A 24,432-nucleotide genomic window follows, 5' to 3' on the forward strand; every position below is an offset into this window, starting at 1 on the left:
GTTGGCCGGATGCCCGCGGGTGCCCCCGGCGGTTCGGCGGGGTGCCTGCGGGTCCTTCGGTGGTTGGGTCGGGATGCCTGCGGCGGCCTGTCGCGGGGAGTAGGGTTTCGCGTCGCGCCTGGGGGCGGACGGGGGCGGGGCCGCGCCGGGGGGTGTCCGTCCTCGGTCGGGCGGTTGCCGTGACTTCAGAGGTGCTGTTTGTTGACGCCCGCCGCTGCGGGCGGGCCCCCGACGCGTCTCCTTGCCGCCGTGTGCGGCTACGCCGGGCGTACGACGCTGTGGATCGCTGACTCGCCGTCGTAGTAGATCGACTCCTCGCGGACGTACGCGCCGGGCTTGGGGGCGTGGATCATCATGCCGTTGCCGATGTAGATGCCTACGTGGGTGACGTCGTCGTAGAAGAAGACCAGGTCGCCGGGCTGGGCGCTGGAGAGGGGGACCGTGGTGCCGGCGTTGACCTGGTCGTAGGTGACGCGGGGGATGTCGACGCCGGCGGCCTTCCATGCGCCCTGGGTGAGGCCGGAGCAGTCGTAGGAGTCGGGGCCGGTGGCGCCCCAGACGTACGGCTTGCCTATTTGGGAACGGGCGAAGGCCAGGGCTTTTTCGGCCTTGGTGGCGTACGACGAGTCCGAGGAGGAGTTCGATGAGGAGGAGTCGGACGGCTCGGTGGTCTCCTGCTGTTGTGCCGCCTCTTGGCGCTGGCGCTCGGCCTCTGCCTGTTGGCGGGCCAGTTCCTCTGCCTTGCGGGCGGCCTCTTCCTGCTTGCGCTTCTCGATCGCGGCGAGGCGGGCCTTCTCCTCGGCCGTCAGCTTCGACAGGAGTTCGCGGGCGTCGGCGAGCTTCGTCTGGACGGTGGTCTTGGCGGCCTGGAGGTCGTTCTGCGACTCGGTGAGCGTCTCGAGGCTCCGGGTGGCCTCCTGGCGCTTCTTCATGGTCGCGGACTGCTGCGTGAAGTAGTCGTCGACCGCTTCCTTTTGACGACCCGTCATGCGGTCCATCAGCTGGGACTGGTCGAAGTAGTCCTGCGGGGTGTCCGCGAGGAGGAAGGTGGCCGTGTCGGGGGCGGCCGCGCCGGTGCGGTACTGGGCGGCGGCGTTGCGGCCGAGTTCCTCGCGGGCGTCGTTGAGGGTCTGGGTGCGCTGGGCGAGGTCGTCGAGGAGGGTGTCGACGCGCTTGCGCTGCTTCGCGGTCTTCTCCTTGGCCGCGTTGTACTTCTCGGTCGCCGACTCCGCCTGGCGGTAGAGGTCGTCGACCTTCTTCTCGACCTCTTCGAGGCTCGGCTTGTCGTCCGTGGACGGGTTCGCGTTGGCCGTCTGGGACAGCAGGGCCACGGAGGTGAGGGCCGCCGTGGCGAGCGCGGGGGTCCGTATGCCTGCTACGCGCGTACCTGCGGGACGCGACTTGCGGTGCGACGCCAAGGGAGGCGACTCCTTCCGTGCTCCGCCTACCGAGTTAGCTGTCGGGTTCGGGCGGGTGGTTCGGAAGGGTTGCCCTACGGCTCGGAAGTCCGGCCGATTCACCCCAAGTTCGGTGGGTCCCCGGCTCCGGGGCCCAGGGGGCTTACCGGACTCGGCGGAGGCCGCGCGGCCCGGCGACGTTCGCCGGTGGGGGTCGTACGGCCTGCCCGGCACGGTAGCCAACTCGTGTGGCCCCTGTGAAGGTTGATGTTCGATATGCCCGATACATTTTCGTGACCTTGGGGAGGTGTATTGCGGGCGGAGGTTGGTTTGGCGGTGTTTGAGGAGGTGTGGGGGGATCGGCTGGTTGGTTGCTGAGGGTGATGGTCGGGTGCTGGAGGGTGAGGGTCGGAGATTGGGGCGGCGAGGTTCTCGGGGTGGCGGCGGGCTGTCAGTGGGGCGCCCTAGACTCGGAGAGCGATGAGCAGCCTCTTTGACGACAGCTTCCTGGCGGACCTCCAGGCCCCGCGGGCCCACGAGGAGCCTCCGCCGCCGCCCGAGGACGATCACGCTCCGGAGCCGGTTCCGGACGATCTGTTCGGCGGGAAGTTCGACGTGCCGCCGGACCGGGACGCCTACTACCGCGACGGCGCCCCGCGCCCGGCCCTCGATGCCGCCGCGCTGCTGGAGGGGCTGAACGAGAACCAGCGTGCGGCCGTCGTCCACTCCGGCAGCCCGCTGCTCATCGTGGCCGGCGCCGGATCCGGCAAGACGCGGGTGCTCACCCATCGCATCGCCCACCTGCTGGCCGAGCGTGACGTGCATCCGGGGCAGATCCTCGCGATCACCTTCACCAACAAGGCCGCGGGCGAGATGAAGGAGCGCGTCGAGCAGCTCGTGGGGCCGCGGGCGAACGCGATGTGGGTGATGACCTTCCACAGCTCGTGCGTGCGCATCCTGCGGAGAGAGAGCAAGAGGCTCGGGTTCACCTCCTCGTTCTCGATCTACGACGCCGCCGACAGCAAGCGGCTGATGGCGCTGGTCTGCCGGGATCTGGATCTTGATCCGAAGAGGTTTCCGCCCAAGTCGTTCAGCGCCAAGATCAGCAATCTGAAGAACGAGCTGATCGACGAGGAGGACTTCGCCGCGCAGGCCACGGACGGCTTCGAGAAGACGCTCGCGCAGGCGTACGCCCTGTACCAGTCGCGGTTGCGGGAGGCCAACGCCCTCGACTTCGACGACCTGATCATGACGACGGTCAATCTGCTGCGGGCCTTCCCGGACGTCGCCGAGCACTACCGCCGGCGTTTCCGCCATGTGCTGGTGGACGAGTACCAGGACACCAACCACGCCCAGTACGCGCTGGTGCGCGAGCTCGTCGGGACCGGCGAGCACCCCGTCGACGTGCCGCCCAGCGAGTTCGACGTCCCGCCCGCCGAGCTGTGTGTCGTGGGTGACGCCGACCAGTCGATCTACGCCTTCCGGGGCGCGACGATCCGCAACATCCTCCAGTTCGAGGAGGACTACCCGGACGCGACGACCATCCTGCTGGAGCAGAACTACCGCTCCAGCCAGACGATCCTGAGCGCCGCCAACGCCGTCATCGAGCGCAACGAGTCCCGCAGGCCCAAGAACCTGTGGACCAACGCGGGCGCGGGCGCGCGCATCACCGGGTATGTCGCGGACACCGAGCACGACGAGGCGCAGTTCGTCGCCGACGAGATAGACCGACTGACGGACGCGGGGGACGCGAAGGCCGGCGACGTCGCCGTCTTCTACCGTACGAACGCCCAGTCCCGTGTCTTTGAAGAGGTCTTCATCCGCGTCGGCCTGCCCTACAAGGTCGTCGGCGGGGTGCGGTTCTACGAGCGCAAGGAGGTCCGCGATGTGCTGGCCTATCTGCGCGTGCTGGCCAACCCCGAGGACTCGGTGCCGCTGCGGCGGATTCTGAACGTGCCCAAGCGGGGCATCGGCGACCGCGCCGAGGCCATGATCGACGCCCTCTCGCAGCGGGAGAAGATCAGCTTCCCGCAGGCGCTGCGCCGCGTGGACGAGGCGTACGGCATGGCCGCGCGGTCGACCAACGCCGTCAAGCGGTTCAACACGCTGATGGAGGAGCTCCGCACGGTCGTCGAGTCCGGGGCGGGGCCGGCGACCATCCTGGAGGCGGTCCTGGAGCGGACCGGCTATCTCGCCGAGCTGCAGGCTTCCACGGATCCTCAGGACGAGACCCGGATCGAGAACCTTCAGGAACTCGCGGCCGTCGCCCTGGAGTTCGAGCAGGAGTCCGGTGAGGGCGAGACCTCCGGCGGTCTCGCGGAGTTCCTGGAGCGGGTCGCGCTCGTCGCCGACTCCGACCAGATCCCCGACGAGGACGAGGACGGCTCCGGCGTCATCACCCTGATGACCCTCCACACGGCCAAGGGCCTGGAGTTCCCGGTCGTCTTCCTCACCGGCATGGAGGACGGCGTCTTCCCGCACATGCGCGCCCTCGGCCAGGCCAAGGAGCTGGAGGAGGAGCGGCGGCTCGCCTACGTCGGCATCACGCGTGCGCGTGAGCGGCTGTATCTCACGCGGTCGGCGATGCGCAGCGCCTGGGGGCAGCCGTCGTACAACCCGCCGTCCCGGTTCCTGGAGGAGATCCCCGCCCAGCACGTGGACTGGAAGCGGACGGGGGCGACCTCGCCGGTGTCCTCCGGTCCCGTGTCCGCGGTGGCCGCCTCGCTGTCCTCGTCCCGCTCGCGCTCCTCCGCCTCGGGCGCGTCCGGTTTCGCCACGCGCCGTACGTCGGAGAAGCCCGTCGTCCAGCTGGCCGTCGGGGACCGGGTCACGCACGACCAGTTCGGGCTCGGCACCGTGATGGCCGTGAAGGGCACGGGCGCGAACGCCGAGGCGACGGTCGACTTCGGGGACACCAAGCCGAAGCGGCTGCTGTTGCGGTACGCGCCGGTGGAGAAGCTGTAGGACCGGCAAGCGTGCGCCCCCGCTGACGGGCGGGGGCGTGCGGTCCGCGGGTGAGCCGGCCGTGGTCGGTCCGGTGGTCGGCGTCGTCTGCTGACGGCCGGTCGGTTACGTCGGGTCCAGACCGTGACTGCGCAGCCACGGCAGCGGGTCTATGGCCGAGCCGCCGCCGGGACGGACCTCGAAGTGCAGGTGCGGGCCGGTCGAGTTGCCGGAGTTGCCGGAGTACGCGATCGGGTCGCCGGCCTTGACCGTCGTACCGGAGGCGACGCGGTAGCTGGAGAGGTGGCAGTACCACGTCTCCGTGCCGTCCTTCGCGGTCACGATCATCATGTTGCCGTAGGCGCTGTTCCACTGCGTCCGCACGGTGCCGTCGGTCGCGGCCATCACCGTCGTGCCGTACGAGACGGGGAAGTCGATACCGGTGTGCACGGACATCCAGTTGATGCCGGACTGGCCGAAATAGGCGCTGAGGCCGTGGTTCGCGACCGGGATCGCGAACTTCGGGCGCAGCCGCTCCTTGCGGGCCGCCTCCTCGGCGGCCTTGCGCTTCTCGGCCGCCTGCTGGGCCTTGAGGTCGATGCGCTCCTGCGTACGGCTGGCCCGGTCGGCGAAGTCGTCGGCGCCGGCGGAGAGGCTCTCGAGCTGGGAGTCCAGCTTGTTGTTCGCGGCGGACGGCTTCACGGCCTCGGTGTCCGAGGCGAGCGTGGACGCGTCCTTGTCGTCGCTCAGGGTGCCGACGGAGGCGGCGGCGATGCCGGCGACGCCCATCACACACGCGGAAGGAACGGCGACCGTCAGCAGCGCGGAGCGCTTGGGGGGCGTACGGCGACGGGAGCGCGAGCCGCTGCGGGACGCCGCGCGCGGGGAGGGGGCCGGGGTGGTCTCCTCCTGGTCGTCGAGGAGCGGGGCCGCGGCGGGGAGTTCGCCGGTGGCGGCCGGCTCGGCGTCGAGCCGGGCGGGATCGTCGTACGCAGTCGGGTCGGCGTGTCCCGCGGGGTCGATCTGGTCGAAGTGCGCGGTCGCCTGCTGATCGAAGGATTCTGCTGGCTGCTGGTACTCGCCCGTCGCCTGTGCGGTGGTGCCGTCGATTCCGCCGTCGGAGTTCCACTGCGTGGCGTCGTACGCGCCGGTGTCGAAGGCCTGCGTGCCCCATTCCCACTGCTGGGTCTGGTCGGCCGGGACGCCGGACTGGTCGGGCTGGGCCCAGGCGGTCGCGTCCCAATGGCCGGAGGTGTCATGGCCGTTGGCCTGCTGCGGGACGAAGGCCAGCCGCTCGTGCTCGGCCGTCCACCCGGTGGTGTCGTACGCGCCGGTGTCGTAGGCGGCGTGGTGCTGGGCCGCGTAGGCGTCGTAGTTCACGGTGTGGTGGTTGCCCGTGGACCACTGTGTGGCGTCGTACCCGCCCGTGGTGTCACCGGGGAGGCTGCCGAAGAGGGGGTCCGCGTCGAAGGTGGTGGTGGCGTGACCGGCGGCGCCGAATCCGGCGGCGTCGTAGGTGCCGTACGTGGTGGAGTCACCGTACTGGGCTTCCTGGGCGCCATAGGACGCGTAGTGCGCCGAGGCGGCGTCGGAAGCCGTGGCCGGGGAGGTCATGGTCCCCGACGGGTGACGATCGTTCACCAACTTCTCTCTCGCCTCGACAACAGGGGCTGCCAGAGCAGTGCGGCGACTGTACCCGGCGGTACGCGGGCACGACAATCTTCGGCAGGTTTCGCGCCCGAAGGAAACGGGCATTCGGCCGTGTTTTGGCGGACTGTGGGCGCGAGTTTGGCCTTGTGTTCGAAGATTGTTCGATGTCGGTCGGCTGTTCCGGGGCTGTGTGTCGGGTGTGGGTCGAGGGTGAGTCGGGGCGGATCGAGGGTCGGTCGGGGGGAGCGTCGGGCGTGCGTCGCGGCTGTGTCGGGCGTGCGTGGGGGTGCGTGGGGGGTGCGTCGGGCGTGCCTTGGGGGTGCGTGGGGGTGCCGTTACGCCACGGTCAGGCCGTCGGTCTGCGGGGTGGCCTCGGTTCCCGGCGGTGCGGAGTCGAGTGCCTGCCGTATCCCGGTCGCCACGGCGGGGTGCACCGGGAGGGCGAGGTGGCCGATGCCGCTCACGCGGACGTTCTGCGCCAGCAGGTCCGGGTGGTCGATGCAGGCCGTCTCCAGCGGGTCCATCAGATGGTCGAGGTCGCTCCAGAAGCTCACGAAGTGGGTGCGGCAGCCGGGCGCGGGCCGGGACAGTTCCTCGAGGACCGCTGAGCCGGGGCGCATCTGACGCACGATCGGGTGCGCGTTCGCCAGCGGCATGACGCGGGTGCCGGAGTGCGGCGTGCCGAGCGTGACCAGGGTGCGAACCCTGAGGTCGCCGCCGAGGCACTGCACGTAGTAGCGCGCTATCAGCCCGCCGAGGCTGTGTCCGACGATGTCCACCTGGCTGCTGCCGGTGCGCTCGCAGAACCCCTCTATGTGCCGGCCGAGCAGTTCGGCGGCGGCGCGGATGTCACAGGTCAGCGGGGAGTAGTTGAGCGACTCGACCTGGTGCCTGCCGTGCTGGGCGAGGCTGCGGCGCAGCAGGACGAAGACCGAGCGGTTGTCGATGAAGCCGTGCAGCAGGACGACGGGCGGTCGGGTCCGGGTCGGCAGCGGGGCGGTGTCCCGGGCGGGAAGCATGGGGGGCGTGCGGCGCTCCTGGGTGACGCCGGAGGGATACAGCAGGACGTGACCGGCGAGGATCGCGAGCTCCAGGGCGGTCGCCTTCAGCAGGGCGAGGGAGAGGCCGGTGAGTCTGCTCGGGAGCAGGCGTCGGCAGAGCGGAAGAAAGGGGAGAGCTGCCCCGGTGACCTTCATGGCCGACCTCCTTGTGGCACGCGGGAGGACGGCTCCGGCCCCCGTGTGCCCTCGTGGAAGTCGCGGCGGAGGTGGCCGGCGGAGCATGAGGAAGGCGCGTGGGGTGGGCGAGGCGCGTGCCGTGCTTCGGTCGGGTCGGCCATGGTGCGCCGATGACCTGACGGGGCTCCCTGCCGGTGTGGCGACGAAGCTCCCCGCTTGTCGCGCCTTACCTGCCCTACGTGCCCTTCGTGCCACCGTCGATGCCGCATCGCCACGGCGCGCGGTCGGCGGCGCGGTGGTGCGGCGACCTCGTTGCGGCTCCCTTTGCGCGTGGTCCCGCTGCGGCGCGCGCACCGCGGCCTCCGCGGTCCGTGTGCCGCAGAGAAGTGGAACGGTGCGCGGCGAACGTGTCCCACCGTGTGATTTCCCCCTCTGTCTGCACCGCGAAACCGCCGGTTGCGGGATGCTGGAGATAACGTTCGTTCACTTCCTCGGGTGATGTGGCCCGGGGCGTCCGTGCCGTGAGGGTGCGTCCGGAGCGATGGGCGACGGAGGCATGCGATACGCGCACCATGTGTGACATGTGCGGCGAGTACGGCATAACTCGGATATGAGCGGTGCCTGTCGGTACGGATGGATGTAGTCGCTTCATGGAGGCAGTGATGGGTGTGGCAGCCGGTCCGATCCGCGTGGTGGTGGCCAAGCCTGGGCTCGACGGCCACGATCGGGGGGCCAAGGTGATCGCGCGTGCGCTGCGCGACGCCGGTATGGAGGTCATCTACACCGGGCTTCACCAGACGCCCGAGCAGATCGTCGACACCGCGATCCAGGAGGACGCCGACGCGATCGGTCTGTCCATCCTCTCCGGCGCCCACAACACTCTCTTCGCCGCCGTGATCGACCTCCTCAAGGAGCGCGAAGCGGAGGACATCCTGGTCTTCGGCGGTGGGATCATCCCCGAGGCGGACATCGCCCCGCTGAAGGAGAAGGGTGTCGCCGAGATCTTCACGCCGGGCGCGACGACGCAGGCGATCGTGGACTGGGTTCGGGCCACGGCCTCCGGCAGGTGAGCCGGATTCTGGTGCGGGTGGGATGACTTGTCCCTGGGGCTGCCGCCCCTCAGAGCCCCGTTTCGGCCCGAAGGGCCTCGTCCTCACACGCCGGACGGGCCGGTGACGGCGGACCCGCTGGTGGGGCCCAGTTCCTCGATCATGGCCGCTCGCAGGCGCAGCGTCGTGACCAGTCGTTGGAACGCCTCCGCCCAGTAGCCCCCGGCGCCCGGCGACGCGTCCTCCGGCTCGTCCGGTATCGCGAGCAGGCCGTCGAGGCGGCCTGCCTCGGCCGGGTCGAGGCAGCGTTCGGCCAGGCCCATCACTCCACTGAAGCTCCATGGATAACTCCCCGCGTCCCGTGCGATGTTGAGCGCGTCGACGACCGCCCGCCCCAGCGGCCCGCTCCACGGCACCGCGCACACCCCGAGCAGCTGAAACGCCTCCGACAGACCGTGTGTCGCGATGAACCCGGCCACCCACTCGGCCCGTTCGGCGGAGCCCAGCGTGCCGAGGAGCTTGGCGCGCTCGGCCAGGGACACCGCCCCCGGACCGCCGGCTTCCGGGGCGGACGGCGACCCGAGCAGCGCTCTCGCCCACACCCCGTCCCGCTGCCGCACCGCCGCCCGGCACCACGCCGCGTGCAGCTCGCCCTGCCAGCCGTCCGTCACCGGCAGCGCCACGATCTCGCCGGGCGTACGGCCTCCCAGCCGTCCCGGCCAGGTGCCGAGCGGGGCCGCCTCCACCAACTGGCCGAACCACCAGGATCGTTCACCGCGTCCCGCCGGAGCCTTGGCCACGACTCCGTCGCGCTCCATGCCGGCGTCGCACTCGTGCGGCGCCTCCACGGAGATCGTCGGCGTGTCCCGGGTGTGGTCCAGTGCCACGCAGGTCCCGGCCCGTACCGCCATCCGCGCGGCGAGCGCCGAACCCGGCAGCGCCGACAGCAGCTCCGCGGCCGTCGCCCGGACGTTACGGCTCCGGTCGGCCAGCGACTGCTCCAGGAACGGCTCGTCCTGCGGGCCGAGACCGGTGCGCAGCGAGTCGAGGAACATCAGCCGGTCCTCGGCCCGTTCCGTCGGCCACGTCGTGGTCAGCAGCTCGCGCGCGGCGGCGGGCTCACGGGCGCGGATCGCGGAGAGCAGGGCGACCCGCTCGGCGAACAGGCCCTCCTGCCACAGCTGCTGGACCTCGGCCGGGTCGTCGAGGTCCGGCAGAGCCGCGCCCCCGCCCGGGCTCGCACGCAGGGCGAACCGCCAGTCAGGGTTCATCCGGGCCAGCCACACCGCCCGCGGGCCGGCGAAGGTCAGTGCCGACGGCCGCAGATCCGTACGGCCCCGCGCCGCGTCGAGCAGCGCGGGCAGCGTCTCCGGGGGCGGCGCGAAACCGCGGTCGTTCGCCGTCGCGAGCCACTGCGGCAGCAGCTCCATCAGGTCCGGTGCCGTGCCTCTGCGTCCGCCGCCCGCGCCGGGACGGTCGGCCAGCAGCATCGCCAGCCTGCGGGCCGCCGCCGGGGGCAGCACCGGGCGGGGGTCCTCGGGCGCCGGATCGGGTCGCCGCGCCGCCCGGGCCGGCTTCAGCCCGGCCCGCCGCCGTACGGTCTCCACGGCCGCCGTGTCCAGCAGCGTCACCGGGGCTTCCCTGCCCGGCGCGCAGCCCGGGGGGGTACGCCGGTCCGTTCCGAGGAGGGCCGCCGTGACGAGTTCCTCCCAGGCGTCCGGGGCAGGCGCGTCCACAGGAAGGGAGGGGCTGTTCGTGAGGCTCATTCCGGTCTGCCTTCCACTCTGCCTTGATGTCCGCGAGGCGTCGGTCAGCACAGCCGTACCGCCTCTCCCTTGCCCTCCGGCCAGGCCGTCAGCGGGGTGAAGCCACGGTGGCCGCACTCGCCGAAGACCCTGACCGGCCTGCCGCCGGCCAGTGCGACCAGCCGCCACAGGCCCGGGCGGGCGCGAGCGGCCGGGGCCAGCGGCAGGGCCGTGTCCGCGTCGGCGTCCGCCAGCTGCCAGGAGTCGCCGTCCTGGATCGGTACGACCCGGTCCAGGGTGACCGGGGCGGAGTCCAGCCACGGGTCGTCGCGGAGCGCCTGGCCGTAACGAGCCGTCGCGTCGGCCGTCGTCACCCCCGGAGGTCGTGTCGACGCGGGCGCGGGCGGTGCGAACTGCTCGCCCAGCGACGCCCGCAGCTGCCCGGCACCGGGGTACGCCGTGACCTCCGCGTCCAGGACCAGCCCGACCGGCAGCGTCAGCTCCGGCGCCCGGCCGGCGGCGCCGTAGGACAGGAGGAGCGCGGTGCGGCCCGAGTCGGTGCCGTACAGCCATATCCGGCGCGTCGTCAGCTTCACGTCCGCCGTGTCGTACTGGGCGAGGACCAGCCAGCGGTCCCGCACCGGCGGGCCGTCCGCCGAGGCGGGCAGGCCGACGCGGGAGCGGACGGTGTCCGACAGGGCGCCGGGCAGCGCCTCGCGGCGCAGCCAGCCCTGGTCGAGGAGATGGAGAAGGGCGCACTCCTCCAGCAGGCGCACCGGCCAACCCGGCCCGGACGCCGGGATCGCCCCCAGTTCCCGCACCCGCGCCGCCAGTCCGGGGGCCTGGGCGTCGACCATGCGGGCGGCCGTCTCCTCCCACATCCCGTACCCGGCCTGTTCCGCGCCGGCCAGGCCGCCGCGCAGCAGGTCCGCCAGGCGCTGCTCCAGCTCCGTGGCGCCCGCGGTGACCCGCACGGCACGGCGCTCCGCCCGGCGCCGCGCCGCCTCCGGATCACCGGACCCCGACGAGGAGCCGGACGCGCCCGCCGTCCGCTTCTCCTCGGCGCGCTGCCTTCTCCCCTTCATCCACTGCTCCGCCCAGTCCGGCGCCTGTGCCGACGGCACCGCGCCTTCGCCGTCCGCCCAGAGCAGCAGCAGCCCGAGGGCGTGCTTGCACGGGAACTTCCGGCTCGGGCAACTGCACTTGTACGCGGGCCCGGCGGCGTCCGCGATGTCGATGACCGTCTGATACGGCTTGCTGCCACTGCCCTTGCACAGCCCCCACACCGTCCCCTCGCTCGAACTCCCCGTCTCGGACCACGGCCCTGCCGCGCCGAGTTTGCTTCCCGCTTTGCGTGACGCGGCGTCAGGAGCCAGTGCCAACACCTGGTCCGCGGTCCAGCGCACCCCCTGCTCAGTCATGCCATCGAAGGTAGATCCCACCACTGACAATCGGCCGGATCCGGCGTCTCGCGATCGGCCCCGCAGAGGCGTTTTCGCAGGTCGGAACGCATTGTCAGTGGCGTGGTGCACCGTTGGTGGCAGATCCGAACCGGCCGAGCTGGAGGGGGACTTTGCCATGACCGTGTCCGTTGAGCCGACGTCCGTCGAAGCGGGGGAGGCGGAATCGACCACGGCGTTGCGACCGCATGCCGAGGACGCCTTCGCCCATGAACTGGCCGCGCTGGCCGCGCAGGACGACCGTCCGCGCCCGGTCCGCTGGAAGCTGTCGCCGTGGGCCGTGGCCACGTATCTGCTCGGCGGCACGCTGCCGGACGGCACGGTGATCACACCGAAGTACGTGGGCCCGCGCCGTCTGGTCGAGGTCGCCGTCACCACCCTCGCCACGGACCGCGCCCTGCTTCTGCTCGGTGTCCCCGGCACCGCGAAGACCTGGGTCTCCGAGCACCTGGCGGCGGCGGTCAGCGGTGACTCGACGCTGCTGGTGCAGGGCACGGCGGGCACACCGGAGGAGGCGATCCGGTACGGCTGGAACTACGCGCAGCTGCTCGCACACGGACCGAGCCGTGACGCCCTCGTGGCCAGCCCCGTCATGCGGGCCATGGCGGAGGGGATGACGGCGCGGGTCGAGGAGCTGACCCGAATTCCGGCCGATGTGCAGGACACGCTGATCACGATCCTGTCGGAGAAGACCCTGCCCGTACCGGAGTTGGGGCAGGAGGTGCAGGCGGTGCGCGGCTTCAACCTCATCGCCACGGCCAACGACCGCGACCGGGGCGTCAACGATCTCTCCAGCGCCCTGCGCCGCCGCTTCAACACGGTCGTGCTGCCGCTGCCGGAGAGCGTCGAGGCCGAGGTGGACATCGTCTCCCGCCGTGTCGACCAGATCGGCCGCTCCCTCGACCTGCCGGCCGCGCCCGACGGCGTCGACGAGATCCGCCGCGTCGTCACCGTCTTCCGCGAGCTGCGCGACGGCATCACCGCCGACGGCCGCACCAAGCTGAAGTCGCCGAGCGGCACGCTGTCGACGGCGGAGGCGATCTCCGTCGTCACCAACGGCCTCGCCCTGGCCGCCCACTTCGGCGACGGAGTGCTCCGGCCCGGCGATGTCGCCGCGGGCATCCTCGGCGCCGTCGTCCGCGATCCGGCGGCCGACCGGGTCGTCTGGCAGGAGTATCTGGAGGCGGTCGTGCGTGAGCGGGACGGATGGACGGACTTCTACCGCGCGTGCCGGGAGGTGAGCGCGTGAGCGACGACGACCTCGGATGGGGGCGCCCGAGCGGCGGGTCGACCAAGGGCGGATCCGTGGCGGAGAGGGCGCGCTGGGCGGCGGCGTCCGGTGGCCGCGCAGGAGGGGGAGCGCCGTGACGAGGAGGGACGCGGTGCGCGACGGGGTGCGCGGTGAGGGTGGTGGCGCCGCCGGACGGTCGGGGAGCGAGGGGGGAGGTGTGATCGGCGTGGACAGGTTCGGTAGCGAAGGCCGGGGTGGCGAACCGCTGCTGCTCGGTGTGCGGCATCACGGGCCGGGGTCGGCGCGGGCCGTTCGGACGGCGTTGGACGCGGCACGGCCGCGCACCGTGCTGATCGAAGGGCCACCGGAGGCCGACGCCCTGATCGCGCTCGCCGCCGACGAGGCCATGCGGCCGCCGGTCGCCCTCCTCGCCCACGCCGTGGACGAGCCCGGCCGCTCGGCCTTCTGGCCGCTGGCCGAGTTCTCCCCGGAGTGGGTCGCGATCCGCTGGGCCATGGAGCACCAGGTCCCGGCCCGCTTCATCGACCTGCCGGCGACGCACACGCTGGCGTGGGGGGAGGACGCGGAAAGGGGGCCGGCCGGCGACGACGCGGAGGCGGGGTCGGCCGGTCAGGGCGGTGCGGCGGGGGTGGCCGGTGAGGACAGCGCGGCGGGGGTGGCCGGTCAGGATCGAGCGGCGGGGGTGGCCGGTGAGGACGCGGAGACCGATCCGGTCGACGGGAACGGCCCCGGCGCCGACCTTGCGCCCGGCCCCGGCCCCGGCACGGTCGCGGATGTCCGGGTCGATCCCCTCGCCGTTCTCGCGGAGGTCGCCGGGTACGACGATCCCGAGCGGTGGTGGGAGGACGTCGTCGAGCACCGGGGGACGGGCGGCGGGGAGGGGGACGGGGACGCGTTCGCGCCGTTTCTCGGGCTGGAGGAGGCCATGGGGGCGTTGCGGGAGGCGTACGGCAGCGGAGGGCATGAGCGGGATCTCGTGCGGGAGGCGTACATGCGGCTCCAAGTGCGCGCCGCCCAGCGGGAGTTCGGGGACGAGGTGGCGGTCGTGTGCGGGGCGTGGCATGTGCCCGCGCTGCGGCGGAAGACCACGGTGGCCGGCGACAAGGCCCTGCTGAAGGGGCTGCCCAAGGTCAAGGCCGACATGACCTGGGTGCCGTGGACCTACCGGCGGTTGGCCCGGGCCAGCGGATACGGCGCGGGGATCGACTCACCGGGGTGGTACGGGCATCTCTTCAGCGCGCCGGACCGGCCGGTCGAGCGGTGGATGACCAAGGTGGCCGGGCTGCTGCGGGACGAGGACCGCGTCGTGTCCTCGGCGCATGTCATCGAGGCGGTACGACTCGCGGAGACACTCGCGGCGATGCGCGGGCGTCCGCTGCCGGGGCTCGGCGAGACCACCGACGCGGTGCGGGCGGTGATGTGTGACGGCTCCGACGTGCCGTTGGCGCTGGTGCGGGACCGGCTGGTCGTGGGCGATGTGCTGGGGGAGGTGCCGCCGTCGGCGCCGGCGGTGCCGTTGCAGCGCGACCTCGACCGCATCCAGCGACGGCTGCGGCTCAAACCGGAGGCGCTGGAGCGGGAGTTGGAGCTCGACCTGCGCAACGACAACGACTCCGAGCGCAGCAGGCTCCTGCACCGGCTCCGGCTGCTCGGCGTGGGGTGGGGGGAGCCTGTCGCGTCGCGGGGCAGCACGGGGACCTTCCGGGAGACGTGGCGGCTGCGGTGGGAGCCCGAGCTGTCCTTGCGGGTCGCCGAGGCCGGGGTGTGGGGGACGACCGTGTTCGCCGCGGCGACCGCCAAGGCGGAGGCGGATGCCGTGGCCGCCCAGACGCTCGCCGACGTCACCGCTCTCGCCGAGCGCTGTCTGCTGGCCGAACTGTCGGACGCGCTGCCCACCGTGATGCAGGTCCTCGCCGACCGGGCCGCTCTCGACGCCGATGTGGGCCATCTCGCCCAGGCCCTGCCCGCGCTGGTCCGCTCCCTGAGATACGGCGATGTGCGCGGCACGGACACCGTGGCGCTCACGGAGGTCGCGGCGGGGCTCGCCGAGCGCATCTTCGTCGGTCTGCCTCCGGCGTGCGCCGCACTGGACGCGGATGCCGCCGTCGAGATGCGGGGGCATGTCGACGCGGTGCATGGGGCGGTGGGGTTGCTGGGCGATGCGGTGGCCAAGGACACGCCCGCCGGCTCCGGCACTCCGGACAGGGCGTCCACCCTCGGGCACGGCGGCCTTCGGCCGCGGTGGCACGCGGTGCTGCGGGTGTTGTCCGTGCGGGACACCGTGCCCGGTGTGATCAGAGGGCGGGGCGTACGGCTGCTGCTGGACGACGGGGAGTTGGGGCAGGAGGAAGCGGCTCGGTTGATGGGGCTGGCTCTGTCGCCGGGGACGCCGCCCGGGGACGCGGCCGCGTGGATCGAGGGTTTCGTCGGCGGGGGTTCCGGCGGCGGGATGCTGCTCGTGCACGACGAGCGGCTGCTCGGGCTGGTCGACGCGTGGCTGACGGGAGTGTCGGCGGAGGCGTTCACCGACGTGCTGCCGCTGCTGCGGCGGACCTTCTCGGCGTATGAGCCGGGGGTGCGGCGGACCTTGGGGGAGCTGGTCCGGCGTGGGCCGGGGGAGCGGGGGCGTGCGGCGGCCGGTGGCGGTTCCGGCATACCCGGTTTCGCGGCCGGGCTCGACGTCGAGCGGGCGGATGCGGTGGTGCCGGTGGTGCGGCTGCTGCTGGGCCTGGACCAGGTGGGCGGTTTGGACCAGGTGGAACCGGACCAAGTGGACAAGGACAAGGTGGCCGTGGGCCTGGTGCGCACGGATCAAGGGGACACGGACCAAGCGGACACGGATCAAGCGGTCATGGCAGAGGGCGCCGGGGGCGGCCTCGCGGGCAACGGACTTGTGGGGGCGGCGGGATGACGGTGGGTGGAGTGAGGGAGTCCGGGGAGCGGGCCGGAGTGGTGGGTGCCGTGCGGCGGTCGCACGGGTTCGTGGCGCAGGGGCGGCCGATGACGACGACCGTGCCGGTGATCCCGCTGTGGGAGCGGCCTCGTGAGGGAGCGTGCCGATGACGGTCGAGGCGACGGAGCCGGCCCAGGAGCGGCTGCGCCGGTGGCGGATGGTGCTGGGCGGGGACAACGCCGACGGCACCGGCTGCGCGCTCTCCGGGCGGGACGCGGCGATGGACGGAGCGCTCGCCGCTCTCTACGGCAAGGGGGACAAGGGGCTGTCGGGGAAGGACCGTTCGGCGGGGCTCGGGGCGTCGGCGCCGTCGGTGGCGCGGTGGCTCGGGGACATCCGGACGTACTTCCCGTCGTCCGTCGTCCAGGTCATGCAGCGGGACGCCATCGACCGGCTCGGGCTGTCCACGCTGCTGCTGGAGCCGGAGATGCTGGAGGCGGTGGAGGCGGACGTGCATCTCGTGGGCACGCTGCTCTCGCTGAACCGGGCGATGCCGGAGACCACGAAGGAGACGGCGCGTGCGGTGGTGCGCAAGGTCGTCGAGGACCTGGAGAAGCGGCTTGCCACCCGCACCCGGGCCACCCTCACCGGCGCGCTCGACCGCAGTGCCCGGGTCAGCCGGCCGCGCCACCACGACATCGACTGGAACCGCACGATCGCGGCCAACCTCAAGCACTACCTCCCGGAGTACCGGACGATCGTGCCGGAGCGGCTGATCGGGTACGGGCGGGCGTCGCAGTCCATGAAGAAGGAGGTCGTCCTCTGCATCGACCAGTCGGGGTCGATGGCGGCGTCGGTGGTGTACGCGTCGGTGTTCGGGGCCGTGCTTGCGTCCATGCGGTCCATCAACACGAGGCTCGTCGTGTTCGACACCTCCGTCGTCGATCTCACCGACCAGCTCGACGACCCGGTCGACGTCCTGTTCGGCACACAGCTCGGCGGGGGCACCGACATCAACCGGGCGCTCGCGTACTGCCAGTCGCAGATCACCCGCCCCGCGGAGACGGTCGTCGTGCTGATCAGCGACCTCTACGAGGGAGGGATACGCCACGAGATGCTCAAGCGGGTCGCCGCGATGAAGGCGTCCGGGGTGCAGTTCGTGGCATTGCTGGCGCTGTCGGACGAGGGGGCGCCGGCGTACGACCGGGACCACGCGGCCGCGCTCGCCGCGTTGGGCGCACCGGCCTTCGCGTGTACGCCCGACCTGTTCCCGGAGGTGATGGCGGCGGCGATCGAGAAGCGGCCGATTCCGGTGCCGGACGCGGGGTGAGGCGGGGTGAGGAGGGGGATGGCGAGGAATTACCGGTGATTTGTCGACCCGGTGACTACCGACTTCGGCCAGCAAAACGGACATGAGTGCCCATCGGTAGCGGGGGGCTTGCGCGACCTCGGGAGGGGCGTGCGAGGATCGACGCCTCATCAGCGGCGCGCCGCGCGCCGCTCGCCCGTACCGCGTCCAGCTGACTCGTCGCTCGGCACGTGTACTTGTGCGCTTCGTTCCGCCACACGGGAGGACTGCCCCGTCTTGACCTGGTCAGCCATGTCACCCGCCGCCGCGCTGCGCGTTCTGCGCATCGCGGCTGGTCGGCGTGCGCTGGAGCTGGCGCTGTTGCTGGGTGGTCTGTTCGCGATCGGGTTGCTCTGCGGAGGGCAGGCGGCTGCGGCGGACGGGGTGTCGGCGACCGGGGTGTCGACGGCTACCGGGGCGTCGGTGGAAAGCGAGGCCGTGCGGGTCGTGAGCCTTCCGGCCAAGCACGGCGTGCGCGAGGAGTCGACGGTGGCTTCCAATCCTGCGGCTCCCCGGCACGGCGAGGTCGGGCGTGTGGCTCATCCCGTCGTCGACTCGGTGACCGAGAAGCCGACTGAGGTCCCATCACGTCCCTCTCTCCCTTCACGGCCCGCCTTGCCTTCCCTCCCTTCGCTGCCCTCCAACCCTCCACTGCCCACCCTGCCTACTCTGCCTTCCCTGCCTTCCCTGCCAGAGGCTCCCGAGTCGCCGGCGTGGCCGAGCTGGCCGGGGGTGGAGCTGCCCGCGTTCCCGGACATGCCCGGTGCCGACCTTCCGACGCTGTCCGGTGTGCCCGCCGTGCCCGGGCGGACGTTGCCGGCGTACGACGGCGGGGCTTCGCAGCCGCAGGCACAGGCGCCCGGGGCCGGTGACGGACGGGACGGCGAAGGACGGAGCGGTGAGGGGCGTGACGGCGACGAAGCCGCCATGGCCTACGGGCCCAGGTTCGTGGCGTCCGCCGACGACACCGCGACCCATGTCCCGGCGGGCGAAGGCGCGCACGGTGTCGCGCCGGCCGGGTTCGCGCCCGTTCAGCAGGCGCCGGTCGATCACCCGGGTGGTGTGCTGGGCAACCGTTCGGCGGGCGACAACAGCAGCACGCGGCACGGGGACGCGCACGCCGTGTCGCTGAACCCGAGGGCGCCGCTGCGGTTGGTGCCCGGCGCCGCCGCCCGCGTCGAAGCGGACGAGATCCAGGACAGGCACCGGGACATTCCGGTTTCCCCCGCCTAGGCCAGAAGGCCGGCCCTCCCCGCCGTAGACCTGCCGCGCGGGGGCGGAAACAGGTCTGCCCGCCCGTCCGGACACTCCCCACTTCCCGGATGTCCCCCGACATCCCCCGGACGGAAGCCTCCGGAGCCGTACTACCCGGTCCCGCTGGTCCCAGCTCCTCGGCTGCCCGGACCGCGACCGGAAGCGGCGCCGAATGTCCCCAACCGTCCGAAGTCCCGGAGTTCCTCGCCGCTGCGAGCCGCCGGGGCCTTCGGAGCCCGAGATCTAGGGATCCGACGCAGTATGAACAAGAACATCCGCCGTTCGATCGTCATAGCCGCCGGTGTCACCGGCGCCTGGGCGCTCGGTTCGGCCGCCGCCAGCGCGGACGAGCTGCCCGCCTCCACCCTCTCCATACCGGACACGACCACCGACGCGGCCGACACCGCCGACGCCCCCGGCCTGCTCGGCGGGGTCACCGGCACCGTCAACGGCGTCGTCTCCGACGTGACCGGCACCGTCACCGACACCGTCTCGGGCACCACCGACGGCGCCGTCGGCACGGCCCGGACCGCGCCCGCGGACGCCGTCGAGCAGTCCCGCCGTTACGTCGACGCCAGGGTCACGGCCCCGTCCGCCGCCCGGGCCACCACCTCCGCCACGTCCGCCACCTCCTCCACCGCGGCCAAGGCCAAGCGCGCCGCCCAGGGCAGTCAGGGCGCCAAGGCCGCCCGCGCGGACAAGGCGGCGCAGGCCCAGGCCGATGCCTCGGCACGCGTCACCACGGCCACCGCCGCTGCCACCTCCGCCGCCGTCTCCGACATCCGGGACGTGCCCCAGGACACCCCGGACGCCCCCGGCACCGTCGACTACCTCTTCGGCCCGCTCGCCGCCTTCGCCCCCGAGCTGGAGCAGGCGCTCACCGCGGCGCAGACGCGGTTGCAGGGCACGCAGACGGCGGCGCGTTCGCAGGTGCAGGGCGTCGAGGGGGTCGTACGGACGAAGGCGCAGTACGCCGTCGCCGGCGCGGGCCGAACCGCCGAGGGCGCGCGGGACGTCGGGCAGGCCACCGTCGCGCACGTCGACGGCAGGACCCGGGGCGCGGTGAGCGCCGTCGCGTCCACCGCGACCGGCGAGGCCACCGCCGTCGGGACGGCCGCCGAGGCCTCCGTCTCCGCCGTCCCGGGCCACGTCACCGGCACGGTCGGCGGCGTCGAGCAGCGCGTCGTCGGGACGGTCTCCGCGGTTCCCGGCACGGTCGCCCCGGTCGTCGGGCAGACCGCCGACGCGGTCGTCCCGCCGGTCGCCGCCCAGGCCGTCGACGGCGTGCTGCCCATCGCCGGATACGCCGTCGAGGGCGTCGTCCCCACCGTCGAGCAGACCGTCGGTCACGCCGTCGCCGGGGTGGCGCCGGTCGCCCCGCGCGCGGTCGACAGCGTCCAGTCGCTGGCCGGTGGCGCGCTGAGCGGCGTGCGGCCGGTCGTCGGCCAGGCGGTGGACGGTGTCGTTCCGGTCGCCGGGGGCGCGGTGGCCGGCGTCGCCGGGACCGCCGGGCACACGGTCGACGCCGCGACGGCACTGGCGTACGGCGTCGTCGCCGACGTCCAGCCCGTGGCCGGCCAGACCGTCGCGGGCGTCCAGCCGGTCGTCGGCGGGGTCGTCCAGGGCGTACAGCCGGTGGCCCACGGAGCGGTCGGTGACGCCCAGCACCTCGCCCACGGCACCGTCGCCGACGTCCGGCCCGTCGCCGACGGCGCGGTCGCCGACGTGCGGCCGGTCGTGCAGGGTGTCGCCGCCGACGTACCCCCGTACGCCACCGGTCTGGTCGGGCATGTCACCACGGACGCCACCGGTACCGTCCTGCCGCCCGTCGCCGACGCCGCCGTGCACGGTGTCGTGCCGGTCGCCGGGCAGGCCGTCGCGGACGCCGGGGCGCTCGGCCACGGCGTGGTCGGCGACGTCGGGCCCTTCGCGTACGGCGTGGTCGGCGAGGTCGGGCCCTTCGCGCACGGTGTGGCCGGGCAGGCCGCGCCCTTCGCCGAGGGGGTCACCGGGGCCGTACGGCCCGTCGTCGAGACCGTCGTGAACACCGTCCAGCCGGTCGTGCGGGGCGTCGGCGGCAGCGCCACGACGCTGGCGTACGGAGTGGTCGGCGAGGCGGACCCGTTCGCGTACGGGGTCGCCGGGCAGGTCGCGCCCTTCGCCGAGGACCTGACCGGAACGGTCCGGGACTCGGCCGGCCCGCTGGCCGGCAACGCCGTCGCCGGCGTGCGGCAGGTGGCCCACTCCGCCACGCCGGTCTACGCGCAGGACCTGCAGCAGGACTTCCAGCAGGACTTCCAGCAAGGACTCACGCAGAGCCTCCAGCAGGACCTCTACGAAGGCGGCGCGCGCCGCATCTGACGCGCGCTCTCCCTCACGTCACCCCCGAGGTGACCGACCGACTCCGCGGGGCGGATGGACCCGGACGGCCGAAAACCGTCGGCCGGTCCGACCGGAACCTCGCGGACGGGCCGGGGTGATCCCCATTGGGGTGGGGATCACCCCGGCCAGAGCCCACAGGGGCGGCCCATTCGTGCCCCTTCGGGCTGCTCAAGGGACCCCACCGGGTCAACCCCAACCCGGTGGGGTCCTTCCCTCCCGGGCAGCGCGTCGGTCCTTGTATGTGCCCGGCAGGTTCCCGACTGCTCACAGTCGGCACGCCGTGCCAGAGATCTTTGCTGATCGCGGCATCATGTGACAGGTATCACCGCTCAGGTGTGACCCTCGATTTAGGGGGCTCCTGCAAGCAGAGATAACCTGCGAGACGGACATGCCGCGCGCTCGGACACCGTGTGCGCCTCCCTTGTGACAGCGGACGTCACGTTGCCCTTCGCGGCACGCCCACGCATCCAACGAACCGCGAGATCACTGATAGGGACGGAAGCGCGTGGACCTGTTCGAGTACCAGGCGAGGGACCTCTTCGCCAAGCACGATGTACCGGTGCTGGCCGGTGAAGTCATCGACACGCCTGAGGCGGCCCGCGCAGCCACTGAGCGTCTCGGTGGCAAGTCCGTCGTCAAGGCCCAGGTGAAGGTCGGCGGCCGTGGCAAGGCCGGTGGCGTGAAGCTCGCCGCCAGCGCGGACGAGGCCGTCGCCCGGGCGACCGACATCCTCGGCATGGACATCAAGGGCCACACGGTCCACAAGGTCATGATCGCCGAGACGGCCCCGGAGATCCTGGAGGAGTACTACGTCTCCTTCCTCCTCGACCGTGCCAACCGCACCTTCCTCTCCATCGCGTCCGTCGAGGGCGGCATGGAGATCGAGGAGGTGGCGGCCACCCGTCCGGAGGCCGTCGCCAAGATCGCGATCGACGCCATCGACGGCGTGGACGAGGCCAAGGCCCGCGAGATCGTCGAGGCCGCCAAGTTCCCGGCCGAGGTCGCGGACAAGGTCGTGAACGTCCTCATCACGCTGTGGGACACCTTCATCAAGTCGGACGCCCTCCTCGTCGAGGTCAACCCGCTCGCGAAGGTCGCCTCCGGTGACGTCATCGCCCTGGACGGCAAGGTGTCGCTCGACGACAACGCCGAGTTCCGTCACGACTGGGACGAGCTGCACGACAAGGCCGCGGCCAACCCGCTCGAGGCCGCCGCCAAGGAGAAGAACCTCAACTACGTCAAGCTCGACGGCGAGGTCGGCATCATCGGTAACGGTGCCGGTCTGGTCATGTCGACGCTGGACGTCGTCGCGTACGCCGGTGAGAACCACGGCAACGTCAAGCCGGCCAACTTCCTGGACATCGGCGGTGGCGCCTCCGCCCAGGTCATGGCCAACGGCCTCGAGATCATCCTCGGCGACCCGGACGTCAAGTCCGTGTTCGTGAACGTCTTCGGTGGCATCACCGCCTGTGACGAGGTCGCCAACGGCATCGTCCAGGCCCTGAAGCTTCTCGAGGACCGCGGCGAGAACGTCACCAAGCCGCTGGTCGTCCGCCTCGACGGCAACAACGCCGAGCTCGGCCGACAGATCCTCACCGACGCCAACCACCCGCTGGTGCAGCGCGTCGACACCATGGACGGCGCGGCCGACAAGGCCGCCGAGCTGGCCCACGCCGCCAAGTAAGCACTCAGGACGAGGACACAACACACCATGGCTATCTGGCTCGACAAGGACAGCAAGGTCATCGTCCAGGGCATGACCGGTGCCACGGGCATGAAGCACACCAAGCTCATGCTGGGCGACGGCACCAACGTCGTGGGCGGCGTGAACCCGCGCAAGGCGGGACAGAAGGTCGACTTCGAGGGCACCGAGGTACCCGTCTTCGGCACGGTCAAGGAGGCCATCGAGGCCACCGGCGCCAACGTCTCCGTCATCTTCGTGCCGGAGAAGTTCACCAAGGACGCGGTCATCGAGGCCATCGACGCCGAGATCCCGCTGGCCGTCGTGATCACCGAGGGCATCGCGGTGCACGACTCCGCGAACTTCTGGGCGTACGCGGGCAAGAAGGGCAACAAGACCCGGATCATCGGCCCGAACTGCCCCGGCATCATCACCCCGGGCCAGTCGAACGTCGGCATCATCCCGGGCGACATCACCAAGCCGGGCCGTATCGGCCTGGTCTCGAAGTCCGGCACGCTGACGTACCAGATGATGTACGAGCTGCGTGACATCGGCTTCTCGACCGCCGTCGGCATCGGTGGCGACCCGATCATCGGCACCACGCACATCGACGCGCTCGCCGCGTTCGAGGCCGACGCCGACACCGACCTGATCGTGATGATCGGTGAGATCGGTGGCGACGCCGAGGAGCGTGCCGCGGACTTCATCGCGAAGAACGTGACCAAGCCGGTCGTCGGCTACGTCGCGGGCTTCACCGCCCCCGAGGGCAAGACCATGGGCCACGCCGGCGCCATCGTCTCCGGCTCCTCCGGCACCGCCCAGGCGAAGAAGGAGGCCCTGGAGGCCGCGGGCGTCAAGGTCGGCAAGACCCCGACCGAGACGGCCAAGCTCGCCCGCGAGATCCTCGGCGGCTGAACGCCGTAGTCACGCCGGTTGGCTGAGCTTTGGTGGGCCCGTTCCCTGCGTGGGGGCGGGCCCACCGGCGTTGTCCTCGCCAGCACTGCCCGCAGGTCATGCAAGCGCCGGTGACAGCAACCCCCTAGGGGCGCGGGGCTGTGCTGCCTATGCGGCTCCGTCGCGCGGGCGCGACCAGCCACGACGTGCCCGCGGCCGGCAGTCGGCCTCACCCGCAACGGTGAGTCCCCACATGGTTCACCCCGTTTGCGGAGCCAGCCGTTCGGGACCGTTCTGAGCCTCCGACCGCAGCTTGGCCCTCAGCTTCAGCTCCTTCGAGGACAGCGGCCCCGGCGCCACCCGGGGAGGCACCCCCCGCACCGTCTCCCCCGGCGGCACAGGAGGCTCGTACTGGGTAGGAGCCGTCCGCAGCGTGAGCGCCGTCGTGCCGATGAGGGCCACCGTGAACGCGATGGCGGCCCGGGTCCAGAACCGGGCCCGGCGCTCGCTGCCGTCCCGCACCACCGCCGGCCTGGGCGCGCGCAGCCGCTCCGTGGAGGCAAGTTCGGCCAGCCGTTCGTGGAGTTCGGCGGGGTCGGACAGCCCCGGAAGCCGCGCGGCGACAGAGGCGCGGGCATGCAGAAGACGGTTCGCGGCCGCAGGCGTGGTCGCCTCCGTCTCCGCCGCCGTCTCCGGCAGGTCGAGCCCCACCCCGTCGTACAGGAGCAGCGTGCGGCGCTGGGGCGGCGGGAGTTCGAGGAGTACGTTCAGCAGGGCGCGGTCGGACGCGTCGGAGGGCGGGGGTTCGGGGTGTCGGTAACGGGGCCGGAACCGGTGCCAGGGGGAGAGCGCGAAGTCGTACGCCGTCGCCCGCACCCAGCCCGCCGGATCGCGGTCGCGCGCCACCTCGGGCCACCGCTGCCAGGCGGCCTGGAAGGCCCGCTCGACCGATTCGCGGGCGAGTTCACGGCGCCCGGTGAGCAGGTAGGTCTGCCGTACGAGGGCGGGTGCGCAGAAGGCGTAGAGCGCGTCGAAGGCCTGGGCGGGGGAGAGCAGGTGCTCGGGCCGGGGTTCCGGGGGCAGGGGCGGGCCCGTGTCCAGGTGCTGGTCCTCGGATCGCTGACGTCCCGTCACCACGCCTCCCTGCGCCGACCGCGCGGATCCGTACGGACGCTCTCGCCCGCGCGTACCGTTTCGCGGCTGACGCCCACCCGTTCCGCGAGCTGATCCGACGTCAATGAACAGGCCTCGCGCAGGCGTCGACGTACGGCCCTTCGTGCGAAAAGGTACATAAACATATATTGAG

General features: G+C 72.2%; 14 protein-coding genes, 1 pseudogene and 1 riboswitch. Of the genes and pseudogenes, 9 read left to right on the forward strand and 6 right to left on the reverse strand.

Translation table 11 applies throughout. The features are described from left to right. Positions 1 to 257: 257 nt before the first annotated feature. Positions 258 to 1,418, reverse strand: coding sequence for an NlpC/P60 family protein (locus ACFZBP_RS26170; RefSeq protein ID WP_391416526.1), 1,161 nt, complete (start codon positions 1,416 to 1,418; stop codon positions 258 to 260). An 8-nt stretch (positions 1,419 to 1,426) separates the two neighbouring features. Next, a riboswitch (cyclic di-AMP (ydaO/yuaA leader) is annotated at positions 1,427 to 1,585 on the reverse strand. 292 nt (positions 1,586 to 1,877) lie between these two features. Here ACFZBP_RS26170 and pcrA point away from each other — a divergent pair. Continuing rightward, positions 1,878 to 4,361 (forward strand): DNA helicase PcrA, encoded by a 2,484-nt coding sequence (pcrA, locus tag ACFZBP_RS26175; protein ID WP_391416529.1) that lies wholly within the window; start codon positions 1,878 to 1,880, stop codon positions 4,359 to 4,361. A gap of 105 nt (positions 4,362 to 4,466) precedes the next feature. Here the strand turns inward: pcrA and ACFZBP_RS26180 are convergent, their stop codons facing one another. Together ACFZBP_RS26180 and ACFZBP_RS26185 are read right to left on the reverse strand one after the other, a co-directional pair. Next, positions 4,467 to 5,954, reverse strand: coding sequence for a peptidoglycan DD-metalloendopeptidase family protein (locus tag ACFZBP_RS26180; RefSeq protein ID WP_391416891.1), 1,488 nt, complete (start codon positions 5,952 to 5,954; stop codon positions 4,467 to 4,469). 371 nt (positions 5,955 to 6,325) lie between these two features. Beyond that, positions 6,326 to 7,186, reverse strand: coding sequence for an alpha/beta fold hydrolase (locus ACFZBP_RS26185; RefSeq protein ID WP_391416531.1), 861 nt, complete (start codon positions 7,184 to 7,186; stop codon positions 6,326 to 6,328). 644 nt (positions 7,187 to 7,830) lie between these two features. Here ACFZBP_RS26185 and ACFZBP_RS26190 point away from each other — a divergent pair. Further along, positions 7,831 to 8,238 (forward strand): cobalamin B12-binding domain-containing protein, encoded by a 408-nt coding sequence (locus ACFZBP_RS26190; RefSeq protein ID WP_383452484.1) that lies wholly within the window; start codon positions 7,831 to 7,833, stop codon positions 8,236 to 8,238. Between the two features lie 83 nt (positions 8,239 to 8,321). Here the strand turns inward: ACFZBP_RS26190 and ACFZBP_RS26195 are convergent, their stop codons facing one another. Both ACFZBP_RS26195 and ACFZBP_RS26200 read right to left on the reverse strand, forming a co-directional pair. After that, positions 8,322 to 9,983 (reverse strand): DUF5691 domain-containing protein, encoded by a 1,662-nt coding sequence (locus tag ACFZBP_RS26195; RefSeq protein ID WP_383452438.1) that lies wholly within the window; start codon positions 9,981 to 9,983, stop codon positions 8,322 to 8,324. Between the two features lie 44 nt (positions 9,984 to 10,027). Beyond that, positions 10,028 to 11,383 (reverse strand): SWIM zinc finger family protein, encoded by a 1,356-nt coding sequence (locus tag ACFZBP_RS26200; protein WP_391416534.1) that lies wholly within the window; start codon positions 11,381 to 11,383, stop codon positions 10,028 to 10,030. Between the two features lie 157 nt (positions 11,384 to 11,540). On the opposite strand from ACFZBP_RS26200, the gene ACFZBP_RS26205 reads away from it, so the two are divergent. The 7 genes from ACFZBP_RS26205 to sucD all read left to right on the forward strand — a co-directional run bounded on the left by ACFZBP_RS26205 (position 11,541) and on the right by sucD (position 23,147). Further along, positions 11,541 to 12,671 carry an AAA family ATPase gene (locus ACFZBP_RS26205; protein WP_391416536.1) on the forward strand — a complete coding sequence of 377 codons (1,131 nt, stop codon included), beginning with the start codon at positions 11,541 to 11,543 and terminating at the stop codon, positions 12,669 to 12,671. A 199-nt stretch (positions 12,672 to 12,870) separates the two neighbouring features. Continuing rightward, positions 12,871 to 15,585, forward strand: a complete 2,715-nt coding sequence (locus ACFZBP_RS26210) for a DUF5682 family protein (RefSeq protein ID WP_391416894.1) — start codon at positions 12,871 to 12,873, stop codon at positions 15,583 to 15,585. A 148-nt stretch (positions 15,586 to 15,733) separates the two neighbouring features. Then, a complete protein-coding gene (locus ACFZBP_RS26215; protein WP_383452444.1) occupies positions 15,734 to 16,897 on the forward strand; it encodes a VWA domain-containing protein in 1,164 nt (387 codons plus the stop codon). Positions 16,898 to 17,671: 774 nt separating this feature from the next. Then, positions 17,672 to 18,148, forward strand: a complete 477-nt coding sequence (locus ACFZBP_RS26220; RefSeq protein ID WP_391416540.1) for a hypothetical protein — start codon at positions 17,672 to 17,674, stop codon at positions 18,146 to 18,148. A gap of 282 nt (positions 18,149 to 18,430) precedes the next feature. After that, positions 18,431 to 20,530, forward strand: a complete 2,100-nt coding sequence (locus ACFZBP_RS26225) for a hypothetical protein (RefSeq protein WP_391416542.1) — start codon at positions 18,431 to 18,433, stop codon at positions 20,528 to 20,530. Positions 20,531 to 21,056: 526 nt separating this feature from the next. Then, complete coding sequence (gene sucC / locus ACFZBP_RS26230) at positions 21,057 to 22,235, forward strand: ADP-forming succinate--CoA ligase subunit beta (RefSeq protein ID WP_383452450.1); 1,179 nt, start codon at positions 21,057 to 21,059, stop codon at positions 22,233 to 22,235. 27 nt (positions 22,236 to 22,262) lie between these two features. After that, positions 22,263 to 23,147: a succinate--CoA ligase subunit alpha gene (gene sucD / locus ACFZBP_RS26235; protein ID WP_383452452.1), complete on the forward strand. Its 885-nt coding sequence runs from the start codon at positions 22,263 to 22,265 to the stop codon at positions 23,145 to 23,147. Positions 23,148 to 23,384: 237 nt separating this feature from the next. On the opposite strand, the pseudogene ACFZBP_RS26240 reads toward sucD, so the two are convergent. Continuing rightward, positions 23,385 to 24,424: pseudogene (locus ACFZBP_RS26240) on the reverse strand (sigma factor-like helix-turn-helix DNA-binding protein). Between the last annotated feature and the right edge of the window lie 8 nt (positions 24,425 to 24,432).

It is taken from the genome of Streptomyces sp. NPDC008086 (genome assembly GCF_042957325.1).
Taxonomy (GTDB): Bacteria; Actinomycetota; Actinomycetes; order Streptomycetales; family Streptomycetaceae; genus Streptomyces.